General features: G+C 38.4%; 14 protein-coding genes. 6 read left to right on the forward strand and 8 right to left on the reverse strand.

Annotation, left to right across the window (positions count from 1 at the left end):
* Positions 1-159: 159 nt before the first annotated feature.
* The 3 genes from NMG88_RS02625 to NMG88_RS02635 all read right to left on the reverse strand — a co-directional run bounded on the left by NMG88_RS02625 (position 160) and on the right by NMG88_RS02635 (position 3,282).
* Complete coding sequence (locus NMG88_RS02625) at positions 160-468, reverse strand: small RNA NsiR4-regulated ssr1528 family protein (RefSeq protein ID WP_026786938.1); 309 nt, start codon at positions 466-468, stop codon at positions 160-162.
* Between the two features lie 51 nt (positions 469-519).
* Complete coding sequence (locus NMG88_RS02630) at positions 520-2,229, reverse strand: hypothetical protein (RefSeq protein WP_254035090.1); 1,710 nt, start codon at positions 2,227-2,229, stop codon at positions 520-522.
* Between the two features lie 285 nt (positions 2,230-2,514).
* The gene (locus tag NMG88_RS02635) at positions 2,515-3,282 is read right to left on the reverse strand and encodes a pentapeptide repeat-containing protein (RefSeq protein WP_235765577.1); all 768 of its coding nucleotides are present in this window, start codon (positions 3,280-3,282) and stop codon (positions 2,515-2,517) included.
* A 229-nt stretch (positions 3,283-3,511) separates the two neighbouring features.
* Here NMG88_RS02635 and NMG88_RS02640 point away from each other — a divergent pair, with 229 nt between their 5' ends.
* A complete protein-coding gene (locus tag NMG88_RS02640; RefSeq protein ID WP_026786935.1) occupies positions 3,512-3,709 on the forward strand; it encodes a hypothetical protein in 198 nt (65 codons plus the stop codon).
* Positions 3,710-3,776: 67 nt separating this feature from the next.
* On the opposite strand, the gene NMG88_RS02645 is transcribed toward NMG88_RS02640, so the two are convergent.
* Entirely contained in the window at positions 3,777-4,640 is an 864-nt protein-coding gene (locus tag NMG88_RS02645) for an amino acid ABC transporter substrate-binding protein (protein ID WP_042157002.1), read from the reverse strand.
* A 626-nt stretch (positions 4,641-5,266) separates the two neighbouring features.
* On the opposite strand from NMG88_RS02645, the gene NMG88_RS02650 reads away from it, so the two are divergent.
* The gene (locus tag NMG88_RS02650) at positions 5,267-6,688 is read left to right on the forward strand and encodes a dihydrolipoyl dehydrogenase family protein (RefSeq protein WP_227350021.1); all 1,422 of its coding nucleotides are present in this window, start codon (positions 5,267-5,269) and stop codon (positions 6,686-6,688) included.
* 208 nt (positions 6,689-6,896) lie between these two features.
* On the opposite strand, the gene glgX is transcribed toward NMG88_RS02650, so the two are convergent.
* Positions 6,897-8,981 carry a glycogen debranching protein GlgX gene (gene glgX / locus NMG88_RS02655; protein ID WP_346732955.1) on the reverse strand — a complete coding sequence of 695 codons (2,085 nt, stop codon included), beginning with the start codon at positions 8,979-8,981 and terminating at the stop codon, positions 6,897-6,899.
* Positions 8,982-9,150: 169 nt separating this feature from the next.
* On the opposite strand from glgX, the gene NMG88_RS02660 reads away from it, so the two are divergent.
* The 3 genes from NMG88_RS02660 to NMG88_RS02670 all read left to right on the forward strand — a co-directional run bounded on the left by NMG88_RS02660 (position 9,151) and on the right by NMG88_RS02670 (position 11,749).
* On the forward strand, positions 9,151-10,800 hold the full coding sequence (locus tag NMG88_RS02660) for a CHAT domain-containing protein (protein ID WP_254035092.1): 1,650 nt from the start codon (positions 9,151-9,153) through the stop codon (positions 10,798-10,800).
* Between the two features lie 160 nt (positions 10,801-10,960).
* On the forward strand, positions 10,961-11,101 hold the full coding sequence (locus NMG88_RS02665; protein WP_395649043.1) for a DUF1800 family protein: 141 nt from the start codon (positions 10,961-10,963) through the stop codon (positions 11,099-11,101).
* Between the two features lie 81 nt (positions 11,102-11,182).
* Positions 11,183-11,749: a Uma2 family endonuclease gene (locus NMG88_RS02670; RefSeq protein WP_254034029.1), complete on the forward strand. Its 567-nt coding sequence runs from the start codon at positions 11,183-11,185 to the stop codon at positions 11,747-11,749.
* On the opposite strand, the gene NMG88_RS02675 is transcribed toward NMG88_RS02670, so the two are convergent.
* The 3 genes from NMG88_RS02675 to NMG88_RS02685 form a co-directional block, all read right to left on the reverse strand.
* Positions 11,718-12,872, reverse strand: coding sequence for a DNA cytosine methyltransferase (locus NMG88_RS02675; RefSeq protein ID WP_254035093.1), 1,155 nt, complete (start codon positions 12,870-12,872; stop codon positions 11,718-11,720). The two genes, NMG88_RS02670 and NMG88_RS02675, sit on opposite strands and share 32 nt — an antisense overlap.
* 423 nt (positions 12,873-13,295) lie before the next feature.
* Complete coding sequence (locus tag NMG88_RS02680; RefSeq protein WP_254035094.1) at positions 13,296-14,165, reverse strand: hypothetical protein; 870 nt, start codon at positions 14,163-14,165, stop codon at positions 13,296-13,298.
* Positions 14,166-14,188: 23 nt separating this feature from the next.
* A complete protein-coding gene (locus NMG88_RS02685; protein ID WP_042151612.1) occupies positions 14,189-15,283 on the reverse strand; it encodes an ATP-binding protein in 1,095 nt (364 codons plus the stop codon).
* Between the two features lie 391 nt (positions 15,284-15,674).
* Between NMG88_RS02685 and polA the strand changes: the two genes are divergently transcribed.
* Positions 15,675-18,560, forward strand: coding sequence for a DNA polymerase I (gene polA, locus NMG88_RS02690; RefSeq protein WP_254035095.1), 2,886 nt, complete (start codon positions 15,675-15,677; stop codon positions 18,558-18,560).
* Positions 18,561-18,620: the final 60 nt, after the last annotated feature.

An 18,620-nucleotide genomic window follows, 5' to 3' on the forward strand; every position in this document is an offset into this window, starting at 1 on the left:
ATTTCCATCTATCTCGACCCCTCCCAACCCTCCCCTTAGTAAGGGGAGGGCTAGGGTGGGGTTCTATATTCTGATCGCAAATCATTTAAGATTGCTATATAAGGGGTCGGAGATTAATAAACCCAACCCGGTAAAGAAGTCTAAAGATGACTCAATTGTTTAGGATTTACCGCCATAATAGAACAGGATTTCCTTCTCTTTTAAGCCTTGAAATCCCGCATCAATTAATAATTGATTCAGTTCAGTTTCAGGAATATGTTTAGCACCAATCCGAACAATTCGAGACCGCATGGTATTACTAACACCACTGCGTTGACGTCCGGCTTCTAAACCCATAACTTTATGGTAAAGATCTAACTTAACCGGAGGAATGGGTGTACCATCAAAGTCAATTCCTTTCGCGATCGCCACATCAATTGCATCCGCACCCGTTGTTGATTCCGTTGATATATTAGCTTCTGAAGTCATGGGAAATTATCCAATTTAATCTTTAAACAATTCTATTTTACCGTTAAAGGTTTAACGATACATTCTAGTTTCCAAATCCTTAATAATTCGTTGTTTATCCGGTTGTCCTTTCAAGAGTTTCAGCAGTCCTAACCCCTGATGAATCGGTTTATTACTAGCGGGTTCAGCAAAGCCGCTTACCCCGTCTATTTCACCCATAATTGTCCGATAAAATGCCGCACCGAATAGATGATCCATTGGTTTTTCACCCTCTCCAAAGGAACCCACCGCCATCCAATTATTGCCGATCGCCGTGGAGGGATTTCTGGTTTCTGAAACCGTCGGAATCCCTAATTTAATTTTATCAGAAATTGACTTTTGTGCTACTTCTGCGATCGCCACCCTAGCGGTCATTTCTATTAAAGGAATCGCCCCTTTAATAATTACATTTCCCGATAATAAACCCAAGCCGCCCCGAGAAACAGAATTATAGGATTTTTCCGCTAATCGATCTATTTTGACCTCCGCAATATCAATCCGTTGAATATCAATTCTGGGATAATCTTGATGCTTTTCTAAGATAGATTGCATCGTTGTTTGAATAGTTTTAAATGCTTCTAAATATTCATCATCATCAAACTCATTGTTTAAAGCTAAATTCGGTTGACGGATGAGTTGATAAATCACTTTTCCCTGGGCTGGAATCTCTGCATTGATCATCCATTCATCTAAACTAATTAAGGTTAAAGCATCGAGAATATTTTTCCCTTCTCGTAGTTGAATATAGGTTTTTGCATAGCGCTTTTTATCGGATTCGGATAATTGGGATTGATTATAAATAGTATTAATAATCAGAATATCTAAGGTTAAAACTCTGGCGGTAATACTTCCGCGCAAATAGTATTTTTTTAAGTTGGATTTTAAGGAGGAATTGAGAATAATCGTATCAATTTTTGTTAACGCATCTAAATCGGGAACCGCTTCCCCTGAACGGATATATTGATAGGTTCCTTTTAACTGATTTTTTGCTTCTAACTCTAAATCCGATGTTTCTAAGGCTTTTTCTAAGCAATGTTCTAAGGTCAAACAACGGGAATGATGGCTGGCGATAATATAACGTTGACCGATATCAGAATACAATTTAGAGGTTAGCACCAAATAATCTAATAAATCTAAGGCAGTAAAATCTTGGGTTGCTTGTCCATTATTGAGACGATTATAGGCTTCTAAACATCTAGTCTTAGTTTGTTCATAGAGAGAGAATTGATTAATTAAACGATTGATTTGTCGATCTATATTCAATTCTGAGTTATAAAAACTATGCAGGACTAAAAAGGCATCATTTCCCCTAATTCCACAGCCTTTTAGTCGTAAATTTGCTCCTTCTGTGCGGTGGGGCGGAATTCTCACGGTATAGGTTTTACCGTTTTTTAAGGTAACGGTTTGACTTCCCCCTTGATCAGCCGTTTGATAGGCTATAAAAATATGATACAGTTCATCTAAACTGCAATCAGTTCCGTGGGGATTGGATAAAGGTTCTTCTAATTCTGAACCCAAATAATCTATCCAATCTTGACCTTTTTTCCAAGTAGATTCTACGGAATGGGTTGCTGTATCCCGAATCGTTTTTCCGGCTTCGGTGGCTTTATGGGTAATGGCTTCTCCCGCATGGGATACGGAATTTTTAGCGGCTTCGGTGGCTTTTTCCGTTAAAGATTGACTAGCTTTGGCTGCTTTTTGACTAATCGAATTCCATAAGGATTTACTTTTGCGATCGCCCATTGATTTATTCCCCTCTGAACTCCCCTAAAGCCATGATATAGCAATCCTAAATAGGTTGTAACATTTTAATGCTGATATGAAACGGCCAGAAGTATTACCCCAGATCCCTCCCCCCCCCTAGCCCCACGTGCACGGGGGGTTTGGGGGGGCTGTTCTCTATTCCCTTTTGATCAGGGATTTTAAACACAACTCAAATAGGATTGCTATATAATAGTTGGCATTAAATTATTTTAGCTCAAATCAACTCCTATTTTTAAACGAGTTTTGCTCCTAGGATTTTCTGGATTAAAACAGCAACTTTAATAATATCGGGGCCGCCGATTCTAACATTCCGACAAATCCGCCCCGAGGTTTATTTTCTTCAGGATTTAATTTATATTCCAAGGCTTCAACTAACTGGAGGGAAACTTTTTCGCCCTCTGGGGAATTTAAAGTTTTATACAGTTGTTCGGCTTGTTTTGCATCAGCCATCGCCCCCGTTAAATTCCCTAAATCAGCCAGCGCCATACTGCGAGCAAAATAGGCAGCGGCTAACTTGTCATCTAATCTCAATGCTTGATTATAAAAATCAATAGCATTAACATAATGTCCCGCTTTCGCTTCACTCACTCCCAGACGGTAAAAGTCCTCCGCATCGCCCACACTCGCCGGAAGTCCGATAACACCAACTAACTGAGCATTATTAATACTTTTGGCATCTAAAATCGCATTAGTGAGATAGGAACTTCTTAAATCTGTGCCGTTGAGGTTAGCCCCCGCCAGGTTCGCCCCGGTTAAGTTAGCCCCGAATAAACTTGCCCCAGCTAGGTTTGCCCCCCGCAGGTCTGCTCCCGTCAGGTTAGCTCGACTAAGGTTCGCTCCCACCAGATTAGCACCATTGAGGTTAGCACCGACTAAATTCGCCAGTACCAAACCCGCACCACTGAGGTCGCAATTTTGACATTGTTTAGTTGAAAGAAGTTGTTGAGTCTGCTGTAAATTTTCGGCTTGGGCTGGGGTTAGGGGACTGAATACTGCTAACAGAGCAACACCAGCGATAATTTTTTGTTTCATGATAGACTAATCAGAAGATTGTTATCGCTATGATAGAATATTATTGGGGTAATTGCTACCGTTATCAAGCAGACTTTCGATTTTATCTCTATTTATATTAAGTTGATCAAAATCACGATTAAAAAGTGACTTTAATCACATTCATTTCAGGGGTTCTGTCACTGGTAAAATTATCCTTTCAATCAATAATATTAGAAGACAGAACCCGTTTTTGTTTTAGGTGCTTCCCATGTTAATAACTGAACCCTCTGTTAGTGTTGAAAGATTAGTCAATCAAATTTTTTGCTCTCGAAAAATCACCCGCAATGACCAAAGATTATTGATGTCATTGCTACTTTCCAAAGACTCATTAAGTGTAGAGGAACATTCCTATATTGATCAAGTTTTTGAACGCTTAAGACGGGGGCTAATTCATGTTGTTGATTAAATATCATAAATTACTCTTAAACCCAGAACTAAAACCACAGGAATTAACAGCCTGTGGTTCTATTTTTTTAAGATTTTGTGCTAGTTTGAAACCGTTGATAAGGAAAACGCCCGGTTTTGGGATCAAACCATTTATTCCAGAGTTGGGTATTTTCTTCGCTGGTAATAGTTTGATTAACTAAAGTTCCCCATTGAGAACTATTTTTAGGTAAAATACAACCATAATTTTCAAAGGTTAGGGGTTGTGAGGGGACTAAAGCAAAGGCTTTAAAGTCTAGTCCTTGTCGCCACAATTCGCCTAATAATAGAATCCCATCACTAGCGACCAAATCAATTTCTTCCGCTTTTAAGCGACGAATTCCATCCGCACGACTTCCAATAACTTGCCATTTCGCTTCAGGATAAATGGGACGGAATTGATCATCTGTCGTTGTTCCCAATAGGAATCCCACTGTAATATTACTTTCCCTGACTGTTTTTAATTCGGTTTCGGAAGTAAGAGTCGGGTTTAAACGTTCTGCATCCGCTTCTCTTGCTAAAAGTTGAATACCACTGGTAAAATAGGGAGTAGAAAAATCTACCTTTTGTTCTCGTTCTGGAGTAATACTGGTTGCTTCACAGACAATATCTAATTTACCTGTTTCTACCTGCTCAAATCTATTTTTCAAGTTAACGGTTTTTAATTCTAATTTAATCGGTTTATTCAGTTGTTTTTCTAGGCGCTGTTGAATAAGTTTAATTAAATCAACGGAATACCCTTGTAAGGTGTCATTTTTGTCTGTATAACCAAAGGGAACCGCATCCGTCCTCACCCCGGCCGTCAATACCCCTGTCTGGCTGACTTTTTCTAACACGGTTTCCGCCCAAACCGAGAGGGGAAAACTAACGGTGAAAAGAAGACTCAAAAGAGAAACAGCAAGTTTTTTGTCCATTTGCATTAGATTCTTAACCAGATTAAAACCTCCTGTCATCCTATAACATTAATTGGGAACTAAAGGCAAGGGGAAAAATATATTTACTAGAAACCAGTTATAGGATTTTGGTGATTAATAACATTTAAGTTTACAAAATTTTTGTTGTTATTAAGAATATTTCTTTGTTAGAGAGTGTGAAAATCGTTTCTTCAAATAAAATTAGCTGGCATCTATCCTTACTCCTAAATACTAAAAACTTTAGTCAATTTTAACTAACTAAAGTTTTAAATTCACTCAGCTTTCAACCTATTTTAATAGGTTTTAGCTTTGAGCCTGAATTTTAATTCAAGGCTGTTGATTAATAATCCAATGATTCAAGATATCCTAGATGATGCGATCGCTGTACTAACACAAGCTACAATTAACGATTGTAACCGCCGTTAGGATAGGGTTAATTGTTGCGATCATAACGAATTTAGAGGGAATGATCGGATTATATCACCCACTTTTTCGGAATTATCCTTAACCGCAGAACAGGTATTAACTGTTTAGTATTCCTAGAAATTGGGTTTCTGCCTTAACCTTTGCTGCATAATAGAAGGATAGCTGAAGAAATCCGGCTTCTACAATTTAAAGGTAAAATCATGGCCGTTGAATATGATTTGGTGGTGATTGGAGGTGGTTCTGGGGGGTTAGTTGTTGCTAGTGCCGCTGCCCAATTAAAGGCAAAAGTTGCCTTAATAGAACGCGATCGCTTAGGGGGGGATTGTTTATGGTTTGGTTGTGTTCCCAGTAAGTCTTTAATTCATGCTTCCAGGGTGGCTTATGAAGTTAAAAACGCGGCTAAATTTGGGATTTATACTGATAATTATAACATTAATTTTGCCAAAGTCGCAAGTCATGTTCAACAGGTTATTTCTACTATTCAACCCCATGATTCTCCCGAACGGTTTGAATCTTTAGGAGTTGAGGTTATTTTTGGAGATGGTCAATTTTTAGATAACAAAACCTTTAGTATTAACGGGCGTAAACTAACCGCTAGAGCTTTTGTAATTTCCACGGGTTCCCGGGCGGCTATTCCTAATATTCCAGGGTTAAATCAAGCGGGTTTTCTTACTAATGAACAGATATTTTCTATACAAAATTGTCCTGAATCCTTAGCAATTTTTGGAGGGGGGCCAATAGGTTGTGAACTGGGACAAGCCTTTTCGCGGTTAGGGTCAAAGGTGACAATTTTATCGAGTCGAAATCAGATTTTACCGAAAGAAGATCCGGAAGCTGCAAAGGTGGTTCAAGATCAATTATTATCGGAAAATATTGTGATTTTAAACAATACCAAAGCGGAAAGAGTTGAAATAGAAAATGGCAAAAAGAAAATTATTGCGGGGAATAATATTATTTTAGCCGATGAAATTTTAGTTTCCGTGGGACGAGTTCCCAATATTGAATCCTTGAATTTGGAAGCAGCAGGTGTTACTATTAATCAATCGGGAATTAAAGTTAATCATAAACTCCAAACAACTAACCCGTATATTTACGCTTGCGGTGATGTGATTGGGGGGTATCAATTTACTCATGTTGCGGGTTATGAAGCCGTTGTGGTGTTAACCAATGCCCTATTTTTTCCGATTAGTAAAGTTAACTATCGGGTCATACCTTGGGCGACTTTTACCGATCCTGAATTAGCCAGAGTTGGGTTAACAGAAGCACAAGCAAAGGAAAAGTATGGGGAGGATATTTGTTTTTTAAAACAACATTTTGCGGGAGTTGATCGCGCCATTGCTGAAGCAAAAACCCTAGGATTTGCTAAAATTATTACTCGGAGTAATGGTGAAATTTTAGGGGCTCATCTTGTGGGTGCATCCGCCGGAGAGTTAATTCATGAAATTGTTTTAGCGATGTCTCATGGTTTGAAGGTTTCTGCTTTAACTGGGATTCATATTTATCCGACTTTATCTGAAGTTAATAGTAAAGCAGCTTTATTGTTACAAAAACAAAAATATGCAGCTAATACTTGGCAACAAACGCTTTTAGAACGGTTTTTTAATTGGAGGCGATCGCTTTAATCAAAACCCATGAAAATTACAACTTATAATCTTGATATAAAAAGTTCGTTGTTGGGCTTCAATACGCCGCATCGCAACAAAAGACTAACTCATCATTTGTCTGTTCAACAAGTGAGAAAATTTTGGGCAATTCTCTAATGATCGTCATAGAATTCTAATAAAGCTACTAAAAAATTAAGTAATTCATGAATTACTCCTAGATCTCAGGTTACATCCCCTGTTCCATGTTCCCTACCATAGCAACTAAAACCACAGCAGAACGGGGGCTGAGATGATAATATTTTCCTATAATTGGTCGGGCAACATTCAAGCGACTAATATCATTAGGAACCGCTAAGGCCGTATCTACTAAACGATGCCAACGTTCTCCTTTAGAGAGGGGAGGTAATTGAAAGTTTAAGGGTTCCCAATAGGAATTTAACATAATGTGGAGATGTTCGCCTTTTTGGGGATGATATAAACTAAAAGAAATAGTGCGAGAACTGCCATCTAAGTCAGGTTTTCCTATTTTGACTCCATGCCAAATCACATAGGGCAAATCACCCTCTATATTCATTTCTAAAATATCATCTAATTGAAAGAGATGGAGTTCTTTTTTAAAGCGGATTAAACTTTTCACAAACCGCAAGACATCAGGATGTTTCCCGACATCACTCCAGTCAAACCACCCTAACGGATTATCCTGACAGTAGGCGTTATTATTTCCAAATTGTGTCCGACAAACCTCATCCCCCATTAACATCATCGGAGTCCCTTGAGACAATAATAAAATCACCCACAGATTTTTAATTTGTTGCAGGCGTAAGGCTTGAATATAGAGGTCATCCGTCGGCCCTTCAATGCCACAATTCCAACTAAAATTATATTCAGAACCGTCTCGGTTTTCCTCTCCATTAGCATCGTTATGTTTTTCATTATAACAAACTAAATCATGCAGGGTAAAACCATCATGACAGGTAACAAAATTAATACTACAATGCACTTCTCGATCGGGATGGGGATAAATATCAGGACTCCCCATAATTCGATAGGCTAATTTTTCAATTTGTCCTTCATCTCCCTTGACAAAACGACGGACATCATCCCTAAATTGTCCGTTCCATTCCGCAAAACGATCGCCCGCTAAAGAACCCACTTGATATAATCCGCCAGCATCCCAAGCTTCAACAATTAATTTTGCCCCGGCTAATACGGGGTCAGATTTAATAATCCATAAAATCGGGGCATCTTCAATCGGATTTCCTTCTTTATCCCTGGATAAAATTGAAGCCAAATCAAAGCGAAATCCATCGACGTGCATTTCTGAAACCCAATATCTCAGACTATCAATAATTAACTGTCCTGAGATTTCATGATTGGCTTTAATGGTATTTCCGCAGCCACTATAATTACTATAATACGCCGGATTATCTTTTTCTAAAATATAATACATACTGTTATCAAGTCCCCGAAAAGATAAGGTCGGGCCTTCTTCATTCCCTTCGGCGGTATGGTTATAAACCACATCTAAAATCACTTCAATTCCAGCTTTATGAAAAGCCTTGACCATATCTCGAAACTCATTAATCGGGCCAGAATCATCTCGATTAGAACTATATTCCCGATGGGGAGCAAAAAATGAGATGGTACTATATCCCCAATAATTACTGCGAGGGGGAACTGCATCCTGTTCATCAAATTGATGAATCGGGAGTAATTCAACAGCCGTAATTCCTAAATCTTTCAAATAGGGAATTTTCTCAATTAATCCCGCGTAGGTTCCCCGTTTTTCAGCAGCAACTCCCGAATTAGGATTGCGCGTAAAACCGCCAACGTGCAGTTCATAAATAATTGTTTGGGCGTAGGGTAATTCTAAAGGTTTATCTCCTTCCCAGTCATAACCTCGCTTATCAATCACCACTCCTTTTAATGCTTGGCTACAATTATCCCCTGGAATAGAAGCGGCAGCCCGACTATAATTTTCAGTATTAACAATGGCTTTTGCATAGGGATCTAATAATACTTTCTGAGGGTCAAAACGATAGCCTAATTCCGGTTCATATAAGCCATAAACGCGATAGCCATAAATTTGTCCGGTTTGAATCCCAGGCACAAAAATATGCCAATAATAAAAGGTTTTATTATGTTTAGGATCAAAACGAATCACCCTGGTCGGTTCATGGGCATCGGGGGTATCAAATAAAAGTAATTCTATAGCGGTACAATTTTTAGAAAAAATACAAAAATTCACCCCATTAGCATAAACTGTGGCTCCCAAGGGGTAGCTTTGACCAGATAAAATATCAAGATGCACGCTTTTAACTCCTTGCAAGTTTTCTCGATTATTAGTTGCTGTATTCAAATGTTGTTTTCTAGGCAATGTTTAACCCAGATTATCATTAATTGTGATCAAGAACTGATCGCTGGTGCTAAAAACGCGATAAACTAGCAGAAAATCCCAATAAAACTGTGTGTTCAGTTGAATGTCCCCCTCAGAAACTCCTTGCTTAAGTATTGCGATCGCTCGGATGAATACCTCCGTTGCCCATCATTTTGCAACTTGGGTGGTACAATCTCCCGATTGGAATGGATATGTTCACCATGATAGTAGCTGGCCCGAACCCCTTTCCCAAACTTGGCAAGCGTGGTTAGAACTATTTTCGCCCCATAGTATTCCTAATGGTTTGTGTTCTCCTCCTCCTGGCAATTTGTCCTTAACTGCTGCTGCCAATTCGGGACGACAACTTAGTTATACTACCCGTTTAATGCAGCAATTTGGGATTAATCTCTGGCAATGGTTATTTCAGGGGTCAATTCAAGCTAGTTTACACCGTAGTCAAGGGATTGCCATTGGCCAGGATCAACCCCTACGCATTCGCTTAGACCTGAGAGATCCTGATTTAATCCCTATTCCTTGGGAAACGATGCAACCCCAAGGCGGTCAACCGGCGATTTCCCTTAGTCAAAATCTGTGGTTTAGTCGTACCACCTTTGATGTTAACCCCCTGCCTCAGCGTTTGGTGGCTCAAGGGTTGAATATTTTGTTGGTTTTGGGGGAAAGTCAAACCCCTGGGTTATCCCATAATTCGGAATTATCGAAATTGGCCTTAGAAAAAGAAGCGATCGCCCTGGGTAAAGCCTTTGAACAATGTGGCATAGATACCCAGGGAAATCGAGTCGAGAGCGGGGTTTACTGTGGCGTTAAAACCCTGATTGAACCTACTGTTGAAGAACTGATTGCAGAATTAGAAACCGACCGTTATAACGTTTTATTTTATGCTGGACATGGAGTTCCGGCCCCCGATGGTGGGTTATTATTTCTGTGTCGGGATACCACCATTAATGGGACAGAATTGGCCCAGGTCTTAGTCCGATGTGGGATTATTCTAGCGGTGTTTAACGCCTGTTGGAGCGCTCACTCGGCGGTAGAAACGGTGTCAACCCCATCTAATTCTCTATTTCAAGCGATTCCTAGCAGTAGTTTAGCTAAGGTATTGATCCATCATGGAGTTCCGGCGGTGTTGGGTATGCGGGACTCCATTACCGACGGCGAGGCGTTAACCTTTATTCAGGCCTTTGCTAGAGCTTTAGGGGAACGTCTTCCCGTGGATCAGGCGGTGGCCATCGCCCGTCAGCAGTTATTAGCCCTATATAAGTTTAATCAACCCGCTTGGACGTTACCGATATTATATATGCACCCGGAATTTGACGGGGTGTTAGTCCAGCCCTTAGAACGGATTAGGACGGAAATGCCCAGTAGTTCGGTGACGGGGTTTGGGGATGTTCTTAGGGCGTGGTTACGACTCTATAACCCTGGGAGTAATACCCCGGCCCAGGTTTTGCCGATTGATACCGGATTAATGCGGGTGGGTCGCGGAAAAGGGAATGATGTGATTATTTCTGAACAGTGGGTTTCTTCTAAACACGCCGAAATTTTTTGTCGTCATAGTTCCGATGGCAAAACCCAACCTAATTATTTTTTAAGGGATTTTTCTCGCTATGGAACTTTGGTTTTTCATACTCAAGAATGGCAACGCATCCACCATCAAGAAATTCCGTTAATATCGGGAATGCAGTTAAAATTTGGCAGTTCTCAGGGGCAATTGTTAGAATTTGTAATTGAGGGAGAATAGGGAGTGGGTAATGGGTAATGGGGAAGAAATCAAGTATTAACTCTTACACTGATAACTGTTAACTGATGACTGATAACTGATTTATGACCGAACCTAAAATTTTTCATCTAATTAATCGTTTAAGTTTTGGTGTCACCCCAGGACAAATTCAACAGGTGCAATAGATGGGACTCGACAGTTTTTTAGTTCCTATGAACAACACGCTATCCGACCCCATGCTTTAGGAAACTTTAGACAATTATTAGGGGAAACTGCCAAACATCCCGCCATGTTAGTCTATTTAGATAATTGGCAAAATTAGGAAGTCCTGAATTTATGATGTATTGAAAATATCCCATTTTTTGCTATAATTAAAAAGATTAAACCCAAAACGGGGGTCATGATGAATCAAACCCTAGAACAAGTAATCTGGACAATTCAGGATGTCGAGGGACTACCGGAAAACGAATGGATACGTTATGAAATTCTTAATGGAGAACTATTTATGACTCGCTCTCCCCATCGTCGTCATCAACAAGCTTGTGTTAAGATTTCTGCATTACTTGATATGTGGTCAGAGTCGAGTCATTTAGGCGTCACAATTTTTGCTCCAGGTTTAATCTTTTCTGATACTGATAGTGTTATTCCTGATGTGGTTTGGGTGACTCATGAAAGACTCGAACAAATTGAAGATGAAGCGGGACATTTAACCGGAGCCCCTGAATTAGTAATTGAGGTTTTATCCCCCGGAAAACAAAACGAACGTCGAGATAAACAAGCTAAATTAAAACTCTATTCTATTACCGGAGTTCGGGAATATTGGATTGTTAATTATTTTACCAAACAAGTTGAAATTTATCGCCGGGAACAAGCACAATTAGTTAAGGTCGCCACCCTATTAGAAATGGATGAAATCACATCACCGTTATTACCTGGATTTAGTGCAATTGTTCGGTTATTTTTTCCTTAAACCGATAATTAAAAGCCTGGGAACGTACAGCTTGAAAATCTGGTATAGAATTGGTTTTTTCTAAGTTATCTTTGAGTTTATCTAACTTTAAAATAGCCTCTCCCACTGACGCCGCTAATAACGGGGGGACTGCATTGCCAATTTGTCGCCATTGTTGGGATGATGTTCCATAAAAAATATAATGGGGGGGAAAAGATTGGATAGAGGCGGCTTCTCTGGGCGTCAAATAACGATCTTCTGTGGGATGATAATAGGTGGTTTTATTGGTGTTAATTGTCCCTGAATGGTAATTACTATCTAAACGCTTTAATTTTGTTTCTCGAAATCGTTCTTCTCGAATTGTTTTCCAATTTATATCATACCATAATGAAGGCGGGAGATAGGCTAACTGATCTCGTTCATAACGAATTCCTTTACCTTCTGGGATATAATGGATTCTTTCTCTTTCTAATTCGTTTTTAATTTGGGCCGTTTTCAAATCATGGTTAAAACTTTGACCTTCAAACTCTAATAAGTTATTAAACGCCCATTCCACCGTGCGGGGTAAGGGTAAAAGATCAGGATCTTTTTCCGAGTCTTTAAATCGTTTTTCTGGATAAATATTACCAACTCCAAAGCGATTTCCTAATAAAATAGTGCGTCGTCTGGCTTGGGGAACACCATAATGATGGGCGGATAATACCTTAACATCAACCGTATAACCCAATTGGTTAAAACTATTGATTATTAGTGCTAATGTACTTTCATTCTTTTTTGCCAATAACCCGGTAACGTTTTCCAGAATAATAAAGTTAGGTTTAAAGGTTTCTACCATTCGCAAAAACTCAAAAAATAGAAAATTTCGATGATCTTTTTGATTATTTGTCCCAATAGTTGAAAATCCCTGACAAGGAGGGCCACCACAAATTAAATCTATTGTTTGATTTCCAATAATATCTTGAATGGATTCGGTTGTAATTTCGCGTAAATCTCCTAAAATTGTTTGAGAATGGGGATGATTAGCTTGAAAGGTTTCTAAGGAATATCGATCAAAATCTATTCCTAATAAACAGTTAAATCCTGCCATTTCTAACCCACAGGACATTCCGCCTGCGCCGGAGAATAAATCAATAAAGTTTTTCATTTCTTTGGGTTGAATTAATATAGTTATAATTTAACCACAAAGACACAAAGAAGTTTTAAACACCATCTCTACTTATTGCTATATTTTTAAATCCTTAAATCTTTGTAGTGCGAGCGTCCTCGCTCGCTGGGGTTTTAATAATTCTTCAGGAATGCGATTTTGTTCAATATAATGATTAATTTCCTCTTGATTATCTAAATAGAAACTCAAGGCATCAGCAATCCTATTTGAGTTGTGTTTAAAATCCCTGATCAAAAGGGAACACCGGAACAGCCCCCCCAAACCCCCCGTGCACGGCAGGGCTAGGGGGGGAGGGATCTGGGGTAATACTTCTGGCCGTTTCATATCAGTATTGAAATGTTACAACCTATTTAGGATTGCTATATAATATCACATTCTAACATCATAATCCCAGGAATAGAGTTACAATGCAGGAACATCAATATTAAGTTTAAAGTTGGCTTCTTTTGAGCCAGAAACTTCTATGGTATAATCTCCACTAATGGGTAATTCTCCTTGCCAAGTTTTGCTATTTTTAATAGTACCAATATTTTTACCATTAGGATCTAAAATATTAATATCAACTGTTCCTTCCTTTACATCAACGGACATCTTTTGTCCGGCGGCACATTCTAATTTATATTGTCGTTTTTCTGTGGGTTTAATCATACCTGTAACCGTTGTTCCCGTTGCTCCTGGGTCAAATTTAACCCTTTCGGTGGCGTTATTAGCTTGAGGAGAAATAGAAGGAGTTGGAGTTGGGGTTGGGGTAGGAGTTGGGGAAGTGGTGGGAGAATTAGCAAAAGGAGGTAGGGGTTGTAAGGGTTGTGTTCCTGTCGCACCATGAGATCCTAAACTCATTTTTAGATCAAAAGTTGTAGCTCCTTTTAAAGCTGTTAAAACAATTGTATATTGACCTGTTTGGGGTAAATATTTGGTTTTAATTAGTTGTCTATCGGGTGCATAAACCCAAATACATAAGTTATCTTCCGTCCGATAATTTAACTGTTGACCTGCTTTAGCGGGAAATTGATAAGCTAAATAACTTCCTTGGCGAATTTGGCCAGATTCCTTGGTATTAATAGCAGTTAAATTGATTAACTTAATATTAGGCGGAGCTATATTTCCTGAAGGTTGTTCAGAACATTGTTGAATTTTATCCGATGAACTAGAGTTAACAATATTCATCGTCGTCGAAAGTTGTCGCCAATGTTCCGAGAGAATTTCACAACCCGTTAATAAAAACAATAATAAAAATAAACCTACTTTTCTCATAAAAATATCACTATCCATTAAATTTGATCCTGAATTTTAATTTAACTTAACCGTTGTTTGATCCATAAACCAAATAAAGGTAAAGCTAATTGATAGCCTAATTCTGAACCATAAATTAAGCCTTTATGTTGTAAACCAATAATCGCCCCTTGTAAACTGCCACCTCGGGATAAATGATGTTTAGTAATATATTCTCGACTTTGGGGTTTGTCCGTGGGATCTAAGGCTAAAGACTCTAATAATTGGGCTTGAGAAGATGGAAGTAATACTAACAAAGACTCAAATACCGTTGAAAAATCTGCTAATAATTCCTGTAAGGTTTCTTCAATTTCCCGATTTCCAATTAGACCATTTGTGCTTTTAACTTTACACAAGCGACGCACTAAAGCCGAAGCATCTCCAATATGTCCTTGCACCGCTTCTAAGAAGTATTTTAAAGATTGCGATCGCGGATCAAAAGTCAAATTTTCTCGATGTAAAACCCCATGAGCCCAAGCTGCAACCACATCATTTGATAAGGGCGTTAACTGCACAATATCTAAATTTTGGTGAAACTCCTCTTGATTACTTGTTTCAGCTAAAGTAGCAACTAAAACATAACTCACAGAATTTTGCTGTTGAATTTCTTGGCGCAATAATTTTTCCCAATTTCCCTGTCGATCCCAAGAGCGAATATGGGGAAACCCTTGCAAAATTAATACCACTTGTCGCTCAACAAATTCTGCTAACTGTTGGGGAAAATGAATTAATAATTGATAGGCTTGCCACACATCTTCCGGTTTGGCAATTAACCGCAAACTTTTGGCCATATTTCCCTGCCAGGAAAAAAATTGAGCCGCCTCTGTACTTGTCCACTGTTGCAAACACTCAATGGCTTGGGGACTTTTCACCGCCTGGGATATGCCCTCACATAACAGTTGCGTCAAGCGTTGACCATCGGTTGCCCGAATACAGTCCACTTCAATAATTTTTGCCCCAACTTCCGTCGCTGCCCTTCTAACCAGGGTTCGGCGGCCACTACCCGGCACTCCGGCAATTAACAAATCTCGATCACGGGCTAAGGCCTCGGTGATCTGCTGAAATTGGCTTTGCCGTCCAAAGGTTTCTAAGGGGGCTGATAACTCTGCTATATCCATCGGTGTCTATTGAACCAGCTAATTGCTGATATTACCATTTTTGGGATGATTCCCCGATCAAAATGTAAATTAAGATCAATTTCCCACTCTAAAGAATGGAAATTCAAATATTTTTTTATAAAGGATAAACCGCTTGAGGATTCAATTGTCTACGACACATTTCTCGCCGTTCTAAATTATCGGCATAGCATTGGTTAATGGTTATTTTTTTCTGACCCATAGCAACAATACTTTCAATTAAAATAACTTCCGATGGATTCTTGACGACTCGAAGGATTCACCGAGGGAAGTCAAGGTGAAGAAATTTTTACCCTGAAATATTACAATATTGGCACAGATTAACATATACAGGGTTTAAAATAGGAATTGTATTGCAGTTGGTATTAAAACAGTGTTGGAATATCCCCTATTGCTTTTAGTTGATGGTCATTCGTTGGCGTTTCGCTCCTATTATGCCTTTGGCAAAAGTCGCCAAGGGGGTTTACGCACGTCAACAGGTATTCCCACCAGTGTTTGTTTTGGATTTTTTAAGTCCTTATTGGATGTGATGGCGAGTCATAAACCCGATTATTTAGCGATCGCATTTGACTTAAAACAGCCCACTTTTCGCCATGAGGCTGATGAAAATTATAAAGCAGATCGGACAGAAACCCCTCAAGATTTTATTGAGGACGTGGAGAATTTAAAACTATTATTACAAGCCTTTGATCTTAGCATTATTACCGCCCCAGGCTATGAAGCTGATGATATTTTAGGGACGTTATCTCATAGGGGAAGTCAGGAGAATTATCGGGTTAAAATTCTATCGGGAGATCAGGATTTATTTCAGTTAATTAATCTGGAAAAAAATATTACTGTTTTACATTTAGAACCGGGTAAAGGAAGCAACCCTACGGAATTTTTAGCCGAACAGGTTTATCAGAAATTACAGATTTATCCCCATCAAGTCATTGATTATAAGGCATTGTGTGGGGATAAATCCGATAATATTCCTGGGGTAAAAGGCATTGGGAAAACTACGGCGGTTAAATTATTAGGAGAATATCATTCTTTAGAAAATATCTATGCCCATATTGAAGATATTAAAGGAGCAACGCGCAAGAAATTAGAAGAAGGAAAACCGGATGCTGATCATTCTCAAATATTAGCGCGAATTATTCAGGATGTACCCTTAGAAGTTGGTTTAGAAGATTTAAAATTACAAGGGTTTGATCAAGCTAAAATTCAACGGATTTTAGAACATTTACAATTACAAACTTTTTTAGATAAAGTTAATCAAATTCAAAAGCAATTTAAAGGAAATATTCAACTAAAAACATCAGGAACTTCAGTTAATACAGAGGAAGATACCAGTTTTTTTACTAAGGAAGAAACTGAAATTTATCAACAACAAAAAATAGCAAATAATCCCGAATCTAAGATTAAATTGCGTTTAATTCAAACGTCGGAAGACCTAAAACAGTTAGTTGCTATTTTACAAAATCATACTGATACTAATTATCCCGTTGCTTGGGATACGGAAACCACCTCTTTAGAACATCGAGAAGCGGAATTAGTGGGAATAGGTTGTTGTTGGGGAACAGCACCAACAGATGTGGCTTATATTCCTTTAAATCATACCCAAGGAACGAATTTAGATAAAGTTCAAACGTTAGATCTTTTACGTCCCATTTTAGAAAGCGATCGCTATCCAAAAACCTTTCAAAATGCTAAATATGATCGATTAATTTTTAGAGTTCATGGGATAGAATTAAAGGGCGTTGTCTTTGATCCGATGTTAGCAAACTATGTATTAGATCCTGAAGATACTCATAATTTAATTGATTTAACTCGCAAATATTTAGGTTCAGAATTAACAGCACCGAGTTATAATGAATTAGTACCAAAAGGAAAAACTATTGCAGATATTAATATTGCTCAAGTCGCTGAATATTGCGGAATGCAGGTTTATGTTACCTTTCAATTAGTCGATAAAATTAAAGCACAATTTATAGATAAACCTCAATTAATGAAACTCCTAACAGATGTTGAACAGCCCTTAGAACCTGTTTTAGCTGATATGGAATATGGGGGTGTGCATCTGGATATTGACTATTTACAGACCTTAGCAGAACAATTAGATAAACAGTTAGAAATTACTGAAATTCAAGCTTATGAAGTGGCGGGAGAAAAATTTAATTTAGCTTCTCCCAAACAACTCAGTAAACTCTTATTTGAAACCTTAGAATTAAGTACAAAAAAAACCCGACAAATTAAAACAGGATATTCAACGGATGTGAATGTTTTAGAAAAATTACAAGGAGATCATCCCATTATTGATATAATATTAGAACATCGAACCTTAGCCAAACTCAAGTCAACTTATGTCGATGCTTTACCCACATTAGTAGATGCTAACCAACGCATTCATACCAGTTTTAACCAAACTATTACCGCCACGGGACGGTTATCTTCTTCTGATCCTAATTTGCAAAATATTCCGATTAAAACCGAATTTTCGAGTAAAATTAGAAAAGCATTTATTACCGAACCAAACTGGTTATTAGTTTCAGCCGACTATTCTCAAATTGAATTGAGAATTTTAGCTCATTTAAGTCAAGAACCGATTTTATTAGAAGCATATCAAAATAATCAAGATGTCCATACTGTTACCGCTAAGTTATTGTTTGAAAAAGCAACCGTAACTCCAGAAGAAAGACGGTTAGGAAAAACGATTAATTTTGGCGTAATTTATGGAATGGGGGCGCAAAGGTTCGCCCGGGAAGCTAAAGTTAGTAGTGCAGAAGGTAAGATATTTATTGAACGATTTAACCAACGGTATTCTCAGGTTTTTGCCTATTTAGAAAGGGTGAAAAAACAAGCAATTTCTCAAGGATATGTCGAAACAATATTAGGACGAAGACGTTATTTTGATTTCCAAGGAGACAGTCTACAAACCTTAAAAGGAGTTGATATTAATGAAATTGATTTAACCCAATTGAAGAAAAAAATGGGTCAAAATGATGCCCAACTATTAAGAGCCGCTGCTAACGCCCCCATACAGGGTTCTAGTGCTGATATTATTAAAATGGCAATGGTACAAGTACATCAACTTTTAAGCCAATATCAATCTCAATTAGTGTTACAAGTTCATGATGAATTAGTCTTTGAAATTCCCGAAACAGAATGGCAAGAAATTCAACCGCAAATTAAGACTATTATGGAACAAGTGCTTCCCTTAAGTGTTCCTTTAGTTGTAGATATTCACGCCGGAAAAAACTGGAAAGAAGCGAAGTAATGATTCTTTATAAAGCAGCCTAGATTAAGCAGATTTTGTATTAAGAGTTAAACCGCGATC

This window comes from Planktothrix agardhii (genome assembly GCF_904830935.1).
GTDB classification, from domain to species: Bacteria; Cyanobacteriota; Cyanobacteriia; order Cyanobacteriales; family Microcoleaceae; genus Planktothrix; species Planktothrix agardhii.

What these genes read in the sequence shown, in the direction of transcription:
- NMG88_RS02660 (WP_254035092.1), top strand. Translation starts at nt 9,151, where the DNA reads ATGTCCCCCTCAGAAACTCCTTGCTTAAGTATTGCGATCGCTCGGATG.
- NMG88_RS02625 (WP_026786938.1), bottom strand. Translation starts at nt 468, where the DNA reads ATGACTTCAGAAGCTAATATATCAACGGAATCAACAACGGGTGCGGAT.
- NMG88_RS02635 (WP_235765577.1), bottom strand. Translation starts at nt 3,282, where the DNA reads ATGAAACAAAAAATTATCGCTGGTGTTGCTCTGTTAGCAGTATTCAGT.
- NMG88_RS02640 (WP_026786935.1), top strand. Translation starts at nt 3,512, where the DNA reads ATGTTAATAACTGAACCCTCTGTTAGTGTTGAAAGATTAGTCAATCAA.
- NMG88_RS02650 (WP_227350021.1), top strand. Translation starts at nt 5,267, where the DNA reads ATGGCCGTTGAATATGATTTGGTGGTGATTGGAGGTGGTTCTGGGGGG.
- NMG88_RS02630 (WP_254035090.1), bottom strand. Translation starts at nt 2,229, where the DNA reads ATGGGCGATCGCAAAAGTAAATCCTTATGGAATTCGATTAGTCAAAAA.
- NMG88_RS02685 (WP_042151612.1), bottom strand. Translation starts at nt 15,283, where the DNA reads ATGGATATAGCAGAGTTATCAGCCCCCTTAGAAACCTTTGGACGGCAA.
- NMG88_RS02680 (WP_254035094.1), bottom strand. Translation starts at nt 14,165, where the DNA reads ATGGATAGTGATATTTTTATGAGAAAAGTAGGTTTATTTTTATTATTG.
- NMG88_RS02675 (WP_254035093.1), bottom strand. Translation starts at nt 12,872, where the DNA reads ATGAAAAACTTTATTGATTTATTCTCCGGCGCAGGCGGAATGTCCTGT.
- NMG88_RS02645 (WP_042157002.1), bottom strand. Translation starts at nt 4,640, where the DNA reads ATGGACAAAAAACTTGCTGTTTCTCTTTTGAGTCTTCTTTTCACCGTT.
- NMG88_RS02670 (WP_254034029.1), top strand. Translation starts at nt 11,183, where the DNA reads ATGAATCAAACCCTAGAACAAGTAATCTGGACAATTCAGGATGTCGAG.